The following is a 14,817-nucleotide window of genomic DNA, read 5'->3' as shown; positions in this document are numbered from 1 at the left end:
ATTCACTCGTAAAACCGCGACCGTGGGTTGAAGCCACGCAGCTTTCCAAAATGCCGTCGCAACCAGAACTGCTTGAGCTTCCGCATAAAGCGGCCACTAGTTCTTGCCCGCTTTGGCACAGCCGGCTTGCCGAGCTTGACATCGCGGAGATAACTTATGGCTCGATGATAGCGGATCGGGGCGTGATCGTCGAAGGTGATGTAGATGACGTCACCAATCTTTTCCCAAACCACTGCAATGCTCTTTGACGGAGCAAACTTAGCATGTCGAATGCCGTTTCCGTTGTGCCTCAACATTTGGCCTCGGCTCGGCAATGGATCGAACGTCATTTCATCAATGCGTTGCGCAATATTAGGCCTGCGCCGGTATAAGTCAGCCTTGACAATGTCCCCGCCATCTTTGTCCTCAATCTCCTCTATGATGGCCTGAAGGATTTCGAAGTGCTGCGGATTTTGACGCTCCAGATTTCGGAGCCATCGCTTGGCGTAAGCGCGATTGCTATACGTAATTCTCGACTGTGCCATGCGGCTCGACCTTCTTCCTAGGCACCTATCGTCTTATGTGGAAGCAGGGACCGTCAACTGCACGGTGGAATTGGTCTGCGAAACACATGGTCTGCGAGCAGTCGTTGATCGACCGTGGCATCGCGGTGGCGATCGACGGGTGATCTATCGGGATACGTGGGGGAAGGAGTTGCCACCGAGGGCGGAAATATTCCTGCCGCCGACCTGGCTGGGGAGGGAATGACTGCGCGGACGCACGCTGAAACCTTGGTCCGCAACGAAAATACATCTGCATCACACGTCAGCGGGACCGGAGGGATGCGCGGGGTGGTCTCAACTGGCAGTTCGGGCGCGGACAGTTGGGCGAAGATTTGGCGAGGGTCAGATCGTTTCGGGTGACGAAGTTGGATGCGGTGAGATCGACACGAAGATGTGCGCCAACCGTATTGGCGCCGACTGAGTGCGAAGATGCAGTGAATCGAAGCTGGCGGTTGTCGGCGCGAGGGTCGACGGTGCGATCCGGTGCATCCCGTTCTCGGCCTTGCACTTGAGTGGCTCCACATGACTGTCGATGATCGCTTCGACGTGAGTTGCGGTTTCGGTTGAGCCTGGGCGCAAGAAGGCCCACATCGCGCCCTCGGCAGACCGCGGCCCGTATCTGCCGTCCACGAATCGGATCATGCCATCGGTTACGTAAGCTTTTGCTGGCCGCCCGTTGCCGATCACTTTGCACTCGACGATGAAGTTCGGTGATCCCGACAGCCGCCATTCAATATCGGAGCGGCCGATTATCGAGCGCTTGCCATCGGGACGGAGATCATAGCGCTTGAGTTCGGCGAAAAACTCGCCGTGGAAGGGCTGCTTGCCCTCCTGTTGCTGTGCGTCAAGATAGGCGGCGAGGCCTTCGGTGAGCGCCGGTTCGTCACGGCTCGCAAAGGGTTCGCCAATGCCGGAATACAAGGCTTCATATTCCTGCCATTTCGCGACGAGATAGCTTAGGATCTCAGACGCAGGCGGGCGTCGAACGAGATAAGTCCAGTCGGAATTAGCCCCCAGTCCCGCCAATTGCATCACGCGTGCGCCCGCTCCTTCGGTACACTCTGCAACTGCAACGCCAAGCGGTTGGCGTCCTCGACGGCACAGCGGCGCATCCAGAATCGTGATACCAGTGGTTTGATGAGGAAAATGCGATTACCGTCTACGACTGCCATATCCGGTATCGTCAATAAATTCTCAGCCGGGCGCTCGGTCACCCGCTTAAGCGCGCTTGCGAGTATTTCAATTATGCTGTCATCCTCGAACCGATCGGCGATGGCGCTGTCACCAAGCGTCAGAACCGTCGCCCCCAGGGGAACGCTGCGGCCGGTCCAGGTCGCGACCCGGATCTCACCGGTGCCGCCAGTGGCATTACGCCATTCGTAAAGGGTCTTGCACAGTGCCTCGGCATAGCCTTGCATCAGCTGCATTGAGGGCGCTTGGCGCAATGGTTTCATGAGCGACTGGTGTCGTAAGCTGGTCGGCTGCAGCGCGGCGCCGGCAAGCGTGGACAGCTCTTCGATCATCGCGATTTCATCGGGTGTCAGCCGGAAGTAGGCATAGACCAACTCGTTGGCCCGATATTGGATCGTGCTCCAGCGATGCGGCTGGAGAAGTTCTTCCTCGGCCTCGACCGTCGTTAGGAGGTGATCGACCTGTGTCATGATCGATTCGGCCTCGTCGGGTGCCGGATGCCGTTCGATCGGCCAGAACGGCCAATCCATCGCTTCGCGCACATGAAGCTTCGGCCGCTCCGAGGCGACGCTGCTGCTCAGAAGGAGCAGCAGCCACAAGCCCATGGGTGAGCGCAGATAGGCGGTAAGGAACCGCGCGGTAAGCCGCCCCCGTTCGGTATCCGGCGCTGACAAAACGGCGAGCGAATGCTGGTAAGAGAAGGGAATCTCCGCATAGACGGCCTTAACGCCGTCCTCGGGGTGAGCACCGTCGGTCCACAGTACGCGCGGGCCCCGGAACAGCCGCTCTTCGGGAGCGCGAGCGATCCGGTCGAGAGGGAAGGACCGCAAGCTCTTTTCCGGCACGAACGGGAGATCCCTGGGCAGCGAGGTCGCTGGCAGGAATTTCTCGAGGGCCATCCAGTCCGGGACCTCCTGGTACCAGGATTCCGGAGGCCTGCGGACATCCTCGTCCTTGGCATGAAAGCCCTTGGCATCGTGCCAGCCCGCAGCAGTCAGGTCGCGGATGCTGCCACGGCGCCATAAGCGCTGCAGTAGCGCGATATCGGCGTCCGACCCCCAATAGCGGACCGCCAATTGCGCATCGTCGCTGAGGAGTGCAGTCGCTGACAAGTCCGCCCGGTCCCCGCCATGGACGGCTAGCCGACCGAAGGCGAGCGAGATATCTGTCTTCGGCGTCCAATATTCGAAACTCTCCCGCTCAACGCTGGTAAACCGTTCGTCGCGGGCGCGGGCCGAGGCGATCAGCACCACGAACGGATGCACCGCGTCGGCGAAGATAAGGCGGCGCATGTCCGAGAAGTTGACGATCTTTTCGATCTGGTAGCGACCCAGCAAATGCGCGCGAAAATCGCGCTGCGTCGCATCCCCCGACACGAAGGGTGTGACAGGGAGGATGAGCGCGACCCGCCCGCCCGGCTTCAGCGTGTCGGCGGCGCCGAGCGCGAAGGCCGCCGCGATCTGCCGCTTAGGCACATGGGGGATCGGCATATCCTGGCGCTGCTGCCAAGCCTCCACGGTCTTGGCTGCGGCCTCGCCCGCACGGAGCTCGCGCCACGGCGGATTAGACAGGAATATGCCGTAGCGGGTGCGGTTTGCCGCTTCGCTTGCCTCGCCGAAGAAATCACCCTGGTCGCCGCGACGGATATTATTGGCGAGCGTCGGCAGCTTGTGGCCGCCCTTGCGCAACTCGGCCAAATCGCGCGGATTAAGATCAGAGAGCAGCGCTAGATAGAGACTGAATGCCGTCAGTTGGCATGCATCTTCATCGATATCGCCGCCGAAGATGTGGTCGAGCAGAAGTTTTCGCCGTGTTGCGAAGTCGGCTTCGGCCGGTTCTCCCGCGCGGGCGTGCTTTGCCTCCAGTGCGCGGATGAGCCGTCGGAACGCCGCAGTCAGCAGCATTCCCGAGCCGCACGCGCCATCGAAGATCTTCTCCTTGAGGATGTCACGGTCGGCAAGCGCCAACTCCACGACCCAATCGGCGAGTAGCCGCGGTGTGTAATAGGCGCCTTGCTTGCGCTTCACCTTGTCGGCCGCGGCTTCGTCCGCGCTTGCGTCCTTGGAAGCGAGGAAGGTCTCGTAGATGCTGGCAATCAGCTCAATTGGGATTTGGCTGAAGTCGTAACGCCAGAAACTGGCCTGCCCCGTGCGCAGCGTCGTGCGCTCTAGGAACTGCAGGATCCAGCCAAATGCCTGATCCGACAGGTTCTCCCATCCTGTCTCGCTATCCGCGCTGGTCAGGAAGTCGCCATTGAAATCGATCCGAAGCCTTTGAATTAGCTTGCGTAAGCCCGCGCGATCGCCTTCGCTGACCAGGTCATAGAGAGGATGCACCTTGCGCAGCGAGCGGTAGGTTTCGCCGACGATTTCTCGGTCTTCAAGATAGGTGATGAAGATGAGCCGTGCCACGAGGCGCCGCGCCGCCGGTCCGTCCAAGCCGCAGGCGATGAGTTTCTCGACCAGCACTAGGATATTGTCGAGCAGCACCTTGTCGACGCGCTTGTGCGGATCGAACCAGTTGTCCCGGTTGCGGAGCGCCTCGCCGCCCAGAAGCCCGCTCACTGACCAAGCACGCCGGACTTCCTCGCGCTCAGCGATCGAGTAGCGCTGCGGCGGCGCATCGGGATTGTCGACCGACCATGCCTCGATCCATTCCGGATCGGCGACGAGTACGACACGCGCGAGGTTCTGATTCCAGAGCCGCTCGCAAAAGGCTCTCATTTCCTCACGGCGCGTGCCTGCATCCGGACTCAACCGTCGCTGATCGAGCAGGCAGACTGTCGGCACGCGGTCGATGCAGAACACTGCGTCCCCAGCCGGGCCCCGCTCCGAACTGAAGATCGCGCGCAGCTCGGGCGCAAAGGGATGGGCGTTAACTGCATCGCTGCCGTCGACAACGAACGCGCCCTCCACGCGGTCATAGCCGAGATCGTCGACCCACGGTCCAACCAGATCGCTGCGTTCTTTCATCCTGCTATTCTGACGGATGCGCATCTATCCGGCTAGTGCTCATTTAAAAAATGCTAGACTTTTTTATTTGTGTTGTCATTTTAGTTGTATGGCACGCACATCTGGCTCACAACTAGGTCTAACGCCCGGCAAACGCGGACGCCCTCGAAAGGCGGCAGGGGCGGAGCCATCAGCTGATCAAATGCGCCGATTGCGGTTCATTGAGCGGGCGGCGCTGTGGACAGGGCAGGTCGGGAGGCGTGCGGTCGCGGCAACGTTCGATGTCAGCATCAGCCACGTCACTTCGGATTTTCACCGATATCGGGAAATGGCGCCGCGGAATCTACTCTACGATGTGGCGGAAAAGTGCTTCCGGCCGACCGATTCGTTCAAGCCGCTGTTCGGGGCTGAGGATCCGTCGAGCATTCTGAGCACCATCGCCGCCTCGGTGGACCTGCCGAGCCAAGACCGCGGCCGGCTGCTCGGCTTCACGCCGCCGGTGGATGTGGTGCAGGCGCTTCCGGTGGCAATCGATCAGCCGTTGCTCGTGACAGTCTGCCGCGCGATTACCACCGGTGCATCACTCGACATCACTTATCAATCGATGGTGACACCCGAGGCCGTTGGTCGCTTGTTTACACCACATGCGCTGATCTTCACTGGGCAGCGATGGCTAGTCCGGGGACGGGATGAGCGACATAAAGCGTATCGCGACTTGGCCTTGGCGCGCATTCTCAGCGCCGCAGCCTCTCCGGAAGTCGGTGAAGATCTCCCCCGCGACGATCAATGGCATGATCGCGCGGCGTTGGAGATCACTTTGATCGACGGTCTGTCGCCCGGGCAGGTGGATGTAACCGCGCGTGAGCTCGGAATGCGCCAAATGTCCGACGGGAGCTTCGCGGTGCGGATCGAGCCGCGCCAAGCGATGATCCCCTATGTGCTCGATCATCTGCGATTGCGTCCGGCCGATCATGCCGCCCAGGCAGTCCCAATCCGGCTGCGCAATTATGGCGACATCCGGAAATTTGACCGCCCTAATGTGGCAAGCTGAGCTGGTCGACATTCTATTGCGGCCGGCCGACGGCCACTTTGTGGAGCGGTTCACTCAAGGCTGTCAGGCTGCAAGCGGCCCCAAGGCTGACAGTTGCCTTTACCACCAGCCTAATCATCCCTAAGCCCCGAGCGTCGGCTTCGTATTCACCTCCAGAGGCTCTTCTGCCTTGTCCTCCTCGCCGAGCACCGACAACCCCCGGCTGATCCAGACCGGGTCGACCAGTCGTGCCAATTGCCCAGGCGCACGCGGAGGCGTTCCCCCGGGGCGCAGCGAATTCGGCGCTGCCCGGTCTGCCCCGACGCGACGCCGGACCCAAACCGCTTCGCGCTCTCCGCCCTACGTTCCGAGCGCCCCAGCCACCTGGGCGCGCCCATAAGCCAGCGCCGCCACCGCTAGATCCCCCACAGCCAGCCCCCGGAAAACAAACGCCGTCGTCTCGCCCGGGCTCTGCTTCCCCGGAAAATCCCCGCACACCAGCCCCGTCAAATCTCCGGCAACCATGGCGGTATCCACCATCGGCTTGGCCATATTCCTCTCCTGCTCCAGGTCGTCGACGATGATGCGGTCGAAGCGGGGCATGGTTTCGGACAGCCAGGGCAGGGCCTGGTCGGTCATCACGGTGAAGCTGCCCGGCTTCAGCCAGTTGGCGTCGAGGAAGGGGGCGGGTCTGGGCACCAGGGGCACGGTCGTCACCACCATGTCGGCGCCTTCGATCGCGGCCCTTGCCGTGTCGCATGGCACTGCCTGCAGGCCTCGCGATTGCGCCATTCGGCACAGCGCGTCGCGGTTGGCGGTGCCGCGGCCGAAGGCGCGGATTTCGCGCAAGGGGAAGAGGTCGGCGAAGGCTTCGAGGTGGCCGCGCGCCTGCACGCCGCAGCCGATGAAGGCGATGGACGACGCCTCGCTTGCCGCCATGCGCCTGGCGGCGACGGCGCTCAAGGAGGCCGTGCGCTTCTCCGTCACCCAATTGCCGTCGACCAGGGCAAGCGGCAGGCCGGTCTCGGCGTCGAGCAGCGTGATCAGCGAGTTGATCGTGGGGAGGTCGCGCCCGGCGTTGCGGGGGTTGACGACCAGCGACTTGGTGGCCAGCACGGGCGGATTGGAGGCGACGCCGAGCGTGGCCATGATGTAGCGGTCGTCGCCCGGCTGCACGACCGCCTTCGGCGCGCACCAGACTTCGCCGCGCCTCTGGCCAGCGATCTGGCGTTCGATCTCGTCGACCATTTCGGACGTCGAGATCGCCAGGCGGTCGAGATACGCCGAAGACAGATAGGGCAGGGTATCGGCTTCTATTGCTTGAGTGTTCATGCGGTCTTTTTCCAATGCGGGTCGGCAAACTACCAAGCAGGTGGCCAACCGCATAGGGCGGCGCGCTTTCTCAGTATCGCGGCTTTGGCGGGGGCCTCTAATTTGTGGGCAGGCAATCGCCTACGGCCGATGCTTTCGCCTTACGAGTATCTTCCCCACGAGGGGCAGGGCAATTGCGTTGGGAGGCCGAGGCTTTCGCCCTACGAGTACCCCCCCTGACTTGCCGGGGCGAGCCACGGGTCTCGCCCGTCCTTCGGACCCCCACAAGGGGGAGAGAGACCCTCGTTGACGCTGATCCGTGGCAAATTGTGCATGTTTTGGACGTCAATGAAGGAAGTAGGGGTGCGCGCGGCAGCGTTCCCTCCCCTTTGTGGGGAGGGTTAGGGTGGGGGTCCCCTTCGCAAGAATCCATTTTGCCATAGCCATGACTTTGTGAGGACGACGAAACGCCGGCTCGCAAGCCATGTTGCCGCCGCTGAGGCAGCGGGCACAGTTGCAGGCCTCGCCCTATCGCGTCGGCACTCAGGCCGCGCTGCCGCTTTGGGGCTTGCGGCGGGAGGCCGGATCGAAGAGGGTTTCCGCGAGCGAATTGCTGGAGCGGGCGGCCTGGAAGGCGAGCGCCTCGGGTGCGGGGAGGGCCGGCGAGAAGAGGAAGCCTTGCGCGACCATGCAGTCGAGCGAGCGCAGGATCAGGCGGTCGGCGTCGGTCTCGACGCCCTCGGCCATGACCTCTATGCCCAGCGCGCGGCCGAGATCGATGACTGTCTTGACCAGCGCCTGATCCTCCACGGATTTGGCGAGGTCGCGCACGAAATGCTTGTCGATCTTGATCTTGCGGATCCGGCTGTCCTTCAGCGCGACCAGGGTCGAAAAGCCGGTGCCGAAATCGTCGAGCACGATCGATATGCCGGCGTCGGCGAGGCGGCCGACCTTTTCGTCGACCCTGTCGCGATCGACCGGCGCTTCCTCGGTGATCTCGATCTCCAGCATCGCCGCCGGCACGTTTCTCGCCTTCAACAGGTCGAGGATCATGTCGTCGACATTGCCCGCCTCGAGTTCGCGCGGCGACAGGTTCATGGCGACGCGGACATCGCGGCGGCCGGTTTTCACCAGCTCCTCGATCATGGCGCAGCAATTGCGGAACACCGTTTCCGTCAGCAGCGGCAGCAGGCCGGTCTCGCGCGCCGCGGTGACGATCTCGGGCGGGGAAATCGGCCCATGGATCGGGTGCCGCCAGCGCAGCAGCGCTTCGAACCCGACGACGGCGTTGGTGTCGAGGCGCACCAGCGGCTGGAACCATGAGCAGAGCGCGCCGGCCTCGCAGGCGCCACGCAGGTCGCGCTCGATATGGTGCTTGCGTTCGAGCGCGTGGTCCAGCCCGGCATCGAACATGCAGTGCTCGTTCCGGCCCTTGCGCTTGGCCGCGTAGAGGGCGAAATCGGCCCTGAGCAGCATCTCCGTCAGTCGCGGCCTGTCCGAGACGTAGATGCCGATCGAGGCGCCGACACGCACCGAGTTCAACGCCGGATCGGGTTGCGCGATCGCCGCGATGAGCGTGGAGGCAAGCGCGTCGGTCGCGGGCGCCGATTGGCAGGCGGGGAAGAGCAGCACGAATTCGTCGCCGCCGATGCGCGCGATCGTGGCGCCTTGCGGGGCATGGGTCTCAATGCGGCGCGCGACCTTGACCAGCAGATCGTCGCCGATGTTGTGGCCATAGGTGTCGTTGACGGATTTGAAGCCGTCGAGGTCGATCAGCATGGCCACGAACGGGCCGTCGGAAAGCCCCAGCTGGCCGATCGCCTGTTCGAGCCCGTACCGGTTGAGCAAATTCGTCAGCGGATCGCGCCTGGAATTGCGCTCCATCTCGGCGGCGAATTCCCTCGCCTCGTATTTGAGGCGGCTGGTCTCGCGGAAGCGGGCCTGTCCGATCAGCGCGCTTCTGACCATTCCGGCGAGGAAAAGCAGGACGGTGAAAGCCAGGATGTCGTTCTCGATGTCGCCTTTGGCCAGCACGCATGCGGCGGCGGCCAGAAGCGGCAGCGTCATGAAATTGAGCGCGGCCGGTGCGTATGACGCCGAGTAGGTGACCGAGCCGGCCGATAGGCCCGCAAGCACGATCAGGTAGAGCGGCGCCTGGGCCGTGGTGAAACCGTGCGCCAGCACGGCCAGGAAGGACCAGGCAATGCCGGACACCAGAGCCAATGCGCCGTAGAGGGCAAGCCGGGCGCTGACCGGCCTCGGCCCGCTCCCGGAAATGTCCGGCTGGGCGGCGGCAAGCGCCAGGCGCGCGCAATTGATGATGCTGATCGCCGCAAACCACAGCACCGCCGCCAGACCGCCGCCGGAAAGCATCTGCACAGCCAGGATCAGGGCCGACAGCACAATGCCGACAGGCATGGAAATGAAGATCCCTTTCCTCAGATCAGCGAACTGATCGCGGAGGATCCCCGTTGCCACGGCTTCGCTTTGCCCTTGGGGAGTGGGGCCAGCAAACCACCGCTCGTCATGCCTTGCCATTGCATGGTGTTAGGGCAGTGGAATGAAAATCGTGTTAAGGATTTCAGCGGTTTACGGTGCATTTCTCGAATAAAGGCAGGCGACACGCCATTCCTCGAGGCCAGGGGAGGCGCGGTGGGGTTGCCGGGCAGCAAGCCGGACCGTTGCGGCGCTTTCCGAGCGCGCTATCTGGTTCAGCGGCCGGGAAAGGGAGGCCGCGCAGCAATGAGCCGTGCAGCAGTCGCGCTTTACGTCCTGGGCATGGTGGTGATCATCGTCGGGGTCGATTTCCTGTTCCTCAGAGGCCGGTTCTGGGAACGGCTGGCCGTGAACATCGCGATCGTCTGCGTGTTCGGAGCTTTCTATCTCCTGGTGCTTCGACGCCGTTGAACCGGGCGCGTCCTCATCCCGGGCGGGGCCAGCCAGCGTGGCCAGCCCTCGATCGGCCGCGCGCATTGGCCGGGGCTGTTATCTCGACGGGTCACTAACTGGCTCGTGAAGCGTCGCCGGCTTGGCATTTTGCAGGCCAAATGGTCAGGCCGCCTTGTTTCGCGGCGGTCTTCCCAAGCCGGATTCGGGCCAAAGCCGGATTCGGGCGCTTGCTGGAACCAATGGCGGGCCAGACTGTTTAGCCTTGACTTTGATGCTGACGTGCCGGCCGACTGGATAAGCGGCGATCTTGAGGAGCTTCATCATGAACATTTCGTCCAGGGTTCGTTCCGTCGCGGTTGCCGCGATAGCCGTTGCGGGCGTGGGCTTTGCCAGCGCCGCGCATGCCGACAGCGGCACCATCCGCTTCTCCGTCTACAAGGCGGCCTTCTTCGTCGGTGGCTCCGGAGGCGAAGGCACGCTGACCTTCCATGGCCGCCGTTATCCCATCTCGATCGGCGGTGTCTCGGGCGGTCTCGCCTTCGGCGTGTCCAAGACCTATTTCCAGGGCACCGTGCGCCACATCAGGCGCGCCCGCGACGTGGCCGGGGTCTACGGCGCGGCGGGCGGCGGCGGCGCGGTCGGCAAAGGCGCCCAGGTGATCGTCATGACCAATGACAAGGGCGCCGAGCTTCAACTCACAGGCAGGCAGGTCGGGCTGCAGGTCAACGCCGATCTCAGCGGGATGAGCATTTCGCTGAGGTAGGGGCGGTTTCCCTACCTCACGACAGGAACGATTGTCGGTCGCGCAACGTCGCCGTGATGGCGGCGATGCCGTCCTCGATCTCGCGTCTGTCGGCCAGGATCGCATCGCCGGCGGCCCCTTCGACCATCGATCGCAAGAGGTCCGCCTGGCCGACGAGCACCGCGTCCTTCTCCGCCAGGGCGGCGAGCGTTGCGGCTTCCAACCGGTAGCGCTGGGTCATGCGGTCATTCTCGGGCACCGGCTGATGGCGGATCTGCCCTTCGAGCGCGCCGACCTCGCGCCCCAGCCGCTCGAGCGCCTGGGCGTTGGCGACGATGCCGGAATCGGGGAACGGATTGGCCCGCGAAGGCGGCTGGATGTTCTCGCGGCGGTACCGGCCCTCGGCCTCGTCGACGGCCGCCCGGGCGCGCGCCAGCAGCGAGCACGCCATCTGGCGCACCCGCTGGTCGTCGGCGCGGAGCTGGTTTTCCTGGCGGTAGAAGTTGTAGCCATAGCCGTAGAACAGGTTGATCCCGACCTTGGCGAGCGGTCCGACCTCGTAGAAGCGGCTCATCTTGTCGCGCCCACCTCATCGCCGAGCGGATAGAAGCCCGTGGGCTGGCCGCCAATATTGAAGGGCACGCCGGCGGCGGCGTTGGGTGCGGAAACCAAGCCTTTGTCCGCCATGCGCAACGCCAGATAATAGCGCACCGCCTCGATCGGGCTCAAGCCGATCGCCTGCAGCGAGATCAGTTCGCGCATGCGCTCGTCGCGCGGCATGATCAGGACCTTGAGGTCGTTGAGCATGATGCCGTAGACCTTGAGGAAATCGGTGAGGTGCAGCTTCACCGCCTCGCGGACATCGCTGATCCGTTCGTTGATGTTCTCCATCTTGGTGACCTGGATGATCTGGTTGATCGCCTGCTCGATGGCGGGTCCGGCATAGTCGGCGATTTCCTTCGTATCGATCACCGCGCCCGCGAAAGGCATGTGGGTGATGAGATCGAGCGCTTCCTGCTTGCTGTCGATGTGGATGTAGTAGTCGACGACATAGGACATCTCCGCCATCTCGGCGCTGGTCGCGATGCCCTCATTGCGCACCAGAAGCTTGGAACGGTTGATGTAGATGACCTCGTAGACCCAGGGCGACGATCCGCCGAAGAAACCCTGGACGACCGATCCGACCAGCGGCTTGTCCGGTGTCTGGAGCTGATATTGGCCGGTCTCGTAGACGTTGAGCACCGCGCCGCGCGATTTCAGGATGCAGAAATGGTTGCTTTCGACGGTCAGCAGCGAGCCGGAAACGATGCTCTCGTCGACGATCTTCATTGCCACGGTCCGGGTGCCGAGCGCGTCCGTGCCATCGCGCTGCAGCGACGTGATTACCTGCCTGGTGATCGCCATTTCGAATTCCCCTCCGTTGTGCCGGCACGCCCTGCGCGTGCCCAGATCCTCGCGGCGCGGCTAGCGCGGCGAACAGAGGCCCTTGCCCCTGAATGATTGCTGAAGCCGGGCGGTTCGGTCGGTGCGCTGGCGGTGGCCGGCGTCACCATCGAGCAGGTACTTGGCCCGCCGCTTGTCGCGCGCCGGCGATGCTGTCCTCGTTGGCGCAACCGCCTTCCTGATCGGCTCCATCGCCCCGGCGGAACCGAGGCCGACACCTGTCCCGACCGTGGACTCTCGAATGGCGCGGCTGACAGCCTGCCCGATCAGCTCCTGGCCGTTCTGGCCAAGGAAGTTCGAGACCAGTCCGGCAATGTCGGCTCGTATTGCCTCACCCTGAGCGTCGCCGGCAAGGTCCAGCAATGGCGAAGCGGGGCGGCCGGCCTCGGCTTGCAAGGCTCTCGCCGGGCGCCTGCTCTTGCCCAGCCGCTGCCAAAGAATGAAGGCTATGACGAGTGCAAATACAATAAACGACATTCGACCAGCCCCGCTCAGTGGTCCGCGTTGATTGCAGGATTGAAGATGATGGTACCGGACGGCACCCGTTCAGTGCGCCTTTGCGTCGCCCTGGAACGCTCCCGTCCTCAAGCACCGACAGTCGCGCCCGAAATCCTCAGGGATTACTGGCGGCTCGAACCCCCATTTCCTCCCGGCAAATTTATCCACGATATTTCTTTCCCGGACAGCGCTGTCCGGGAACTATGAATGGGCAAATGCTGGCTACTTGATAGGGTAAGTCCCAGGCGGCGGCCATACACGATATCGAGAGGTCTTCGCGGCAAGACAGGTAGGGCAGGCTCCGGCGCCGTGCTTGGGGTATAGTTCCGCCGGGCGCCGCGAACATCAAGGGAGGACATTGACGTGAACGAAGATGCCGCCAGTCCAAGACCGCTCGCCGAGATTGCCAGCTATCACGCCCATATCTACTATGACGGGCAAACCGAGCGGCAGCATGCCGAATGGCTGCGTCTTCGCATCGGGGAGCGTTTCCGTGTCCGCCTGGGCAACTGGCATGACAGACAAGTCGGCCCGCATGACCAGGCGATGTACCAGGTCTCCTTCGCCAACGAGATTTTCGCTTCACTCGTTCCGTGGCTGATGCTGAACCATCGGGGCTTGAGCATCCTCATCCACCCGAACACGACCAACCCTAGGCGCGACCATCTGGTCGATCCGATCTGGATAGGCCGGCCGCTGGTGGTGCATGGCGATATCCTGGGCGAGGATCACGAGGCGGAAGAGGCGCTGGAGCCCAACACCGAGCCGACGCTGCCGGCGTAGGCGTTTCTTGACATCGCCGCGACCTCCCTTGCCCGGCCGGCCTTACGGGCGTGCCTCGAGCACCATGTTGAACGGGGTTTCTGTGGCGCGGCGGAACCGCTTGAACCCGCCACCCGACACAACCTTGCGCAGCCTCGCCTCGCCGGCCTGGGCGCCGAGCCCCAATCCGACTTCCTGGGACAGCGAGGCCGGCGTGCAGATGAAGGTCGAGGCGGCATAGTAGATGCGGCCGACCGGGTTGAGGTTGGCCGAGAGCTGGTCGTGGGCGAGGGGCTCCACGATCATCCAGGTACCATCCGGCTTGAGCGCCTTGTGCACATGCCTGGCAGCCCCCTCCGGATCGCCCATGTCGTGCAGGCAGTCGAAGAATGCGACGAGATCGTAGGTGCCTGGGAAATCCTTGGCCGCCGCAACCTCGAAGCGGGTGTTGCCGGCAACGCCGGCCTCCTTCGCGGCGGCACGGGCGCGCTCGATCGACGGGGCGTGATAGTCGAAGCCGGTGAAGCGCGAGTTCGGGAAGGCCTTGGCCATCAGCACCGTCGAGGCGCCGTGGCCGCAACCGACATCGGCGACGTCCATGCCGCTCTCCAGCCTCTCGACAACGCCGTCGAGCGCCGGCAGCCAGGAGCCGATCAGATTGGCGTTGTAGCCTGGCCGGAAGAAGCGTTCGGTGCCGCGGAACAGGCAGGCGCTGTGGTCGTGCCAGCCCAGCCCCTTGCCGGAGCGAAAAGCCTCCCGCACCTTCTCCTCGTCGAGCCACAGCGTCGAGACGGCCTCGAACGCGCCGGCCATGAAGGCGGGGCTGTCCTCGTTGACGAAAACCTGCTCCTGCTCGGGGCTGAGGTAGAAACTGTCGCTGGCCTCGTCATATTCGACATAGCCGGCCGCCGCCTGCGCCGACAGCCATTCGCGGACCAGCCGCTCCTGCGTGCCGGTCTTTTTGGCAAGCTGTCCGGCGGTCATCTCGCCGCCCCCGCCCATGGCCGCGAACAAGCCGAGCCTGTCGCCCAGCAGCACCGCAGCTCCGGTGGTGATGGCGCCCAGATCGCCGATCATCTTTCCAAGCAGCGCCTCCAGTTTCTCCTGGTCAGGCTGGGTCTCCTTGTTGCGCTTCAGCATCGGCTTTCTCCTCCGGCTCGATCCCAAACACTTGCCATGGGCGACAAGCCCGATCCCGTCGCCGGGATGGCCCGCCATGACAAATCATTGTACGCCCCGAGGCGACTGGCTGTTACAGCTTCACAGCAACGTGACCGCCTGGGAATTCTCAGCGAGCGCGGCCCGGCCAGCGCATCAGAGCGAATGTGCCAGCTCAAGAACGGCATCTGCTCCAGTGCGCCGCCCGCCGTTCTGAGGCTCCTGGACAGCCCACGTACAACGAAGGAATTCATCCATTCGCATCGCGCTCGTTTTTTAGTAGGCTGTCGCGAGACAAGG

13 protein-coding genes are annotated in these 14,817 nt (G+C 63.4%); 5 read left to right on the top strand and 8 right to left on the bottom strand.

Going from position 1 to position 14,817, the window contains the following annotated elements:
• Positions 1–2: 2 nt before the first annotated feature.
• From FJ548_RS19605 to FJ548_RS19590, 3 genes are all read right to left on the bottom strand, one after another.
• Positions 3–524 carry a hypothetical protein gene (locus FJ548_RS19605; protein ID WP_140778734.1) on the bottom strand — a complete coding sequence of 174 codons (522 nt, stop codon included), beginning with the start codon at positions 522–524 and terminating at the stop codon, positions 3–5.
• A gap of 360 nt (positions 525–884) precedes the next feature.
• On the bottom strand, positions 885–1,577 hold the full coding sequence (locus FJ548_RS19595; RefSeq protein ID WP_140778733.1) for a hypothetical protein: 693 nt from the start codon (positions 1,575–1,577) through the stop codon (positions 885–887).
• Entirely contained in the window at positions 1,574–4,705 is a 3,132-nt protein-coding gene (locus FJ548_RS19590) for an N-6 DNA methylase (protein WP_181168851.1), read from the bottom strand. Before FJ548_RS19590 ends, FJ548_RS19595 begins: the two co-directional genes overlap by 4 nt.
• Before the next feature lie 181 nt (positions 4,706–4,886).
• On the opposite strand from FJ548_RS19590, the gene FJ548_RS19585 reads away from it, so the two are divergent.
• The gene (locus tag FJ548_RS19585; protein WP_181168850.1) at positions 4,887–5,735 is read left to right on the top strand and encodes a WYL domain-containing protein; all 849 of its coding nucleotides are present in this window, start codon (positions 4,887–4,889) and stop codon (positions 5,733–5,735) included.
• A gap of 339 nt (positions 5,736–6,074) precedes the next feature.
• Here FJ548_RS19585 and FJ548_RS19575 read toward each other — a convergent pair whose 3' ends face one another.
• Both FJ548_RS19575 and FJ548_RS19565 read right to left on the bottom strand, forming a co-directional pair.
• Positions 6,075–7,046, bottom strand: a complete 972-nt coding sequence (locus FJ548_RS19575) for an ornithine cyclodeaminase family protein (protein WP_140778730.1) — start codon at positions 7,044–7,046, stop codon at positions 6,075–6,077.
• 522 nt (positions 7,047–7,568) lie between these two features.
• Positions 7,569–9,443, bottom strand: a complete 1,875-nt coding sequence (locus FJ548_RS19565; protein WP_246678716.1) for a GGDEF domain-containing phosphodiesterase — start codon at positions 9,441–9,443, stop codon at positions 7,569–7,571.
• Between the two features lie 324 nt (positions 9,444–9,767).
• Here FJ548_RS19565 and FJ548_RS29930 point away from each other — a divergent pair, with 324 nt between their 5' ends.
• Together FJ548_RS29930 and FJ548_RS19560 are read left to right on the top strand one after the other, a co-directional pair.
• Complete coding sequence (locus FJ548_RS29930) at positions 9,768–9,932, top strand: hypothetical protein (protein WP_181168849.1); 165 nt, start codon at positions 9,768–9,770, stop codon at positions 9,930–9,932.
• A gap of 304 nt (positions 9,933–10,236) precedes the next feature.
• On the top strand, positions 10,237–10,677 hold the full coding sequence (locus tag FJ548_RS19560; RefSeq protein ID WP_140778727.1) for a hypothetical protein: 441 nt from the start codon (positions 10,237–10,239) through the stop codon (positions 10,675–10,677).
• 16 nt (positions 10,678–10,693) lie between these two features.
• Here the strand turns inward: FJ548_RS19560 and FJ548_RS19555 are convergent, their stop codons facing one another.
• Entirely contained in the window at positions 10,694–11,230 is a 537-nt protein-coding gene (locus tag FJ548_RS19555; RefSeq protein ID WP_140778726.1) for a hypothetical protein, read from the bottom strand.
• Entirely contained in the window at positions 11,227–12,060 is an 834-nt protein-coding gene (locus tag FJ548_RS19550) for an SPFH domain-containing protein (protein ID WP_140611881.1), read from the bottom strand. The genes FJ548_RS19555 and FJ548_RS19550 overlap by 4 nt, the downstream gene beginning before the upstream one ends.
• Positions 12,061–12,156: 96 nt before the next feature.
• Between FJ548_RS19550 and FJ548_RS19545 the strand changes: the two genes are divergently transcribed.
• Both FJ548_RS19545 and FJ548_RS19540 read left to right on the top strand, forming a co-directional pair.
• Positions 12,157–12,804, top strand: coding sequence for a hypothetical protein (locus FJ548_RS19545; protein ID WP_140778725.1), 648 nt, complete (start codon positions 12,157–12,159; stop codon positions 12,802–12,804).
• Between the two features lie 156 nt (positions 12,805–12,960).
• Complete coding sequence (locus FJ548_RS19540) at positions 12,961–13,380, top strand: DOPA 4,5-dioxygenase family protein (RefSeq protein WP_140778724.1); 420 nt, start codon at positions 12,961–12,963, stop codon at positions 13,378–13,380.
• Positions 13,381–13,422: 42 nt separating this feature from the next.
• Here FJ548_RS19540 and FJ548_RS19535 read toward each other — a convergent pair whose 3' ends face one another.
• A complete protein-coding gene (locus tag FJ548_RS19535) occupies positions 13,423–14,499 on the bottom strand; it encodes a class I SAM-dependent methyltransferase (RefSeq protein ID WP_140778723.1) in 1,077 nt (358 codons plus the stop codon).
• Positions 14,500–14,817: the final 318 nt, after the last annotated feature.

The sequence above is a fragment of the Mesorhizobium sp. B2-4-17 genome (genome assembly GCF_006441275.1).
Lineage (GTDB): Bacteria > Pseudomonadota > Alphaproteobacteria > Rhizobiales > Rhizobiaceae > Mesorhizobium.
This window is presented reverse-complemented; position numbering and strand designations above follow the sequence as displayed.

Bases quoted from the DNA above. Each gene is read 5' to 3' on its own strand.
- FJ548_RS19605 (WP_140778734.1), bottom strand. From the start codon at position 524: ATGGCACAGTCGAGAATTACGTATAGCAATCGCGCTTACGCCAAGCGA.
- FJ548_RS29930 (WP_181168849.1), top strand. From the start codon at position 9,768: ATGAGCCGTGCAGCAGTCGCGCTTTACGTCCTGGGCATGGTGGTGATC.
- FJ548_RS19590 (WP_181168851.1), bottom strand. From the start codon at position 4,705: ATGAAAGAACGCAGCGATCTGGTTGGACCGTGGGTCGACGATCTCGGC.
- FJ548_RS19565 (WP_246678716.1), bottom strand. From the start codon at position 9,443: ATGCCTGTCGGCATTGTGCTGTCGGCCCTGATCCTGGCTGTGCAGATG.
- FJ548_RS19585 (WP_181168850.1), top strand. From the start codon at position 4,887: ATGCGCCGATTGCGGTTCATTGAGCGGGCGGCGCTGTGGACAGGGCAG.
- FJ548_RS19575 (WP_140778730.1), bottom strand. From the start codon at position 7,046: ATGAACACTCAAGCAATAGAAGCCGATACCCTGCCCTATCTGTCTTCG.
- FJ548_RS19560 (WP_140778727.1), top strand. From the start codon at position 10,237: ATGAACATTTCGTCCAGGGTTCGTTCCGTCGCGGTTGCCGCGATAGCC.
- FJ548_RS19555 (WP_140778726.1), bottom strand. From the start codon at position 11,230: ATGAGCCGCTTCTACGAGGTCGGACCGCTCGCCAAGGTCGGGATCAAC.
- FJ548_RS19535 (WP_140778723.1), bottom strand. From the start codon at position 14,499: ATGCTGAAGCGCAACAAGGAGACCCAGCCTGACCAGGAGAAACTGGAG.
- FJ548_RS19550 (WP_140611881.1), bottom strand. From the start codon at position 12,060: ATGGCGATCACCAGGCAGGTAATCACGTCGCTGCAGCGCGATGGCACG.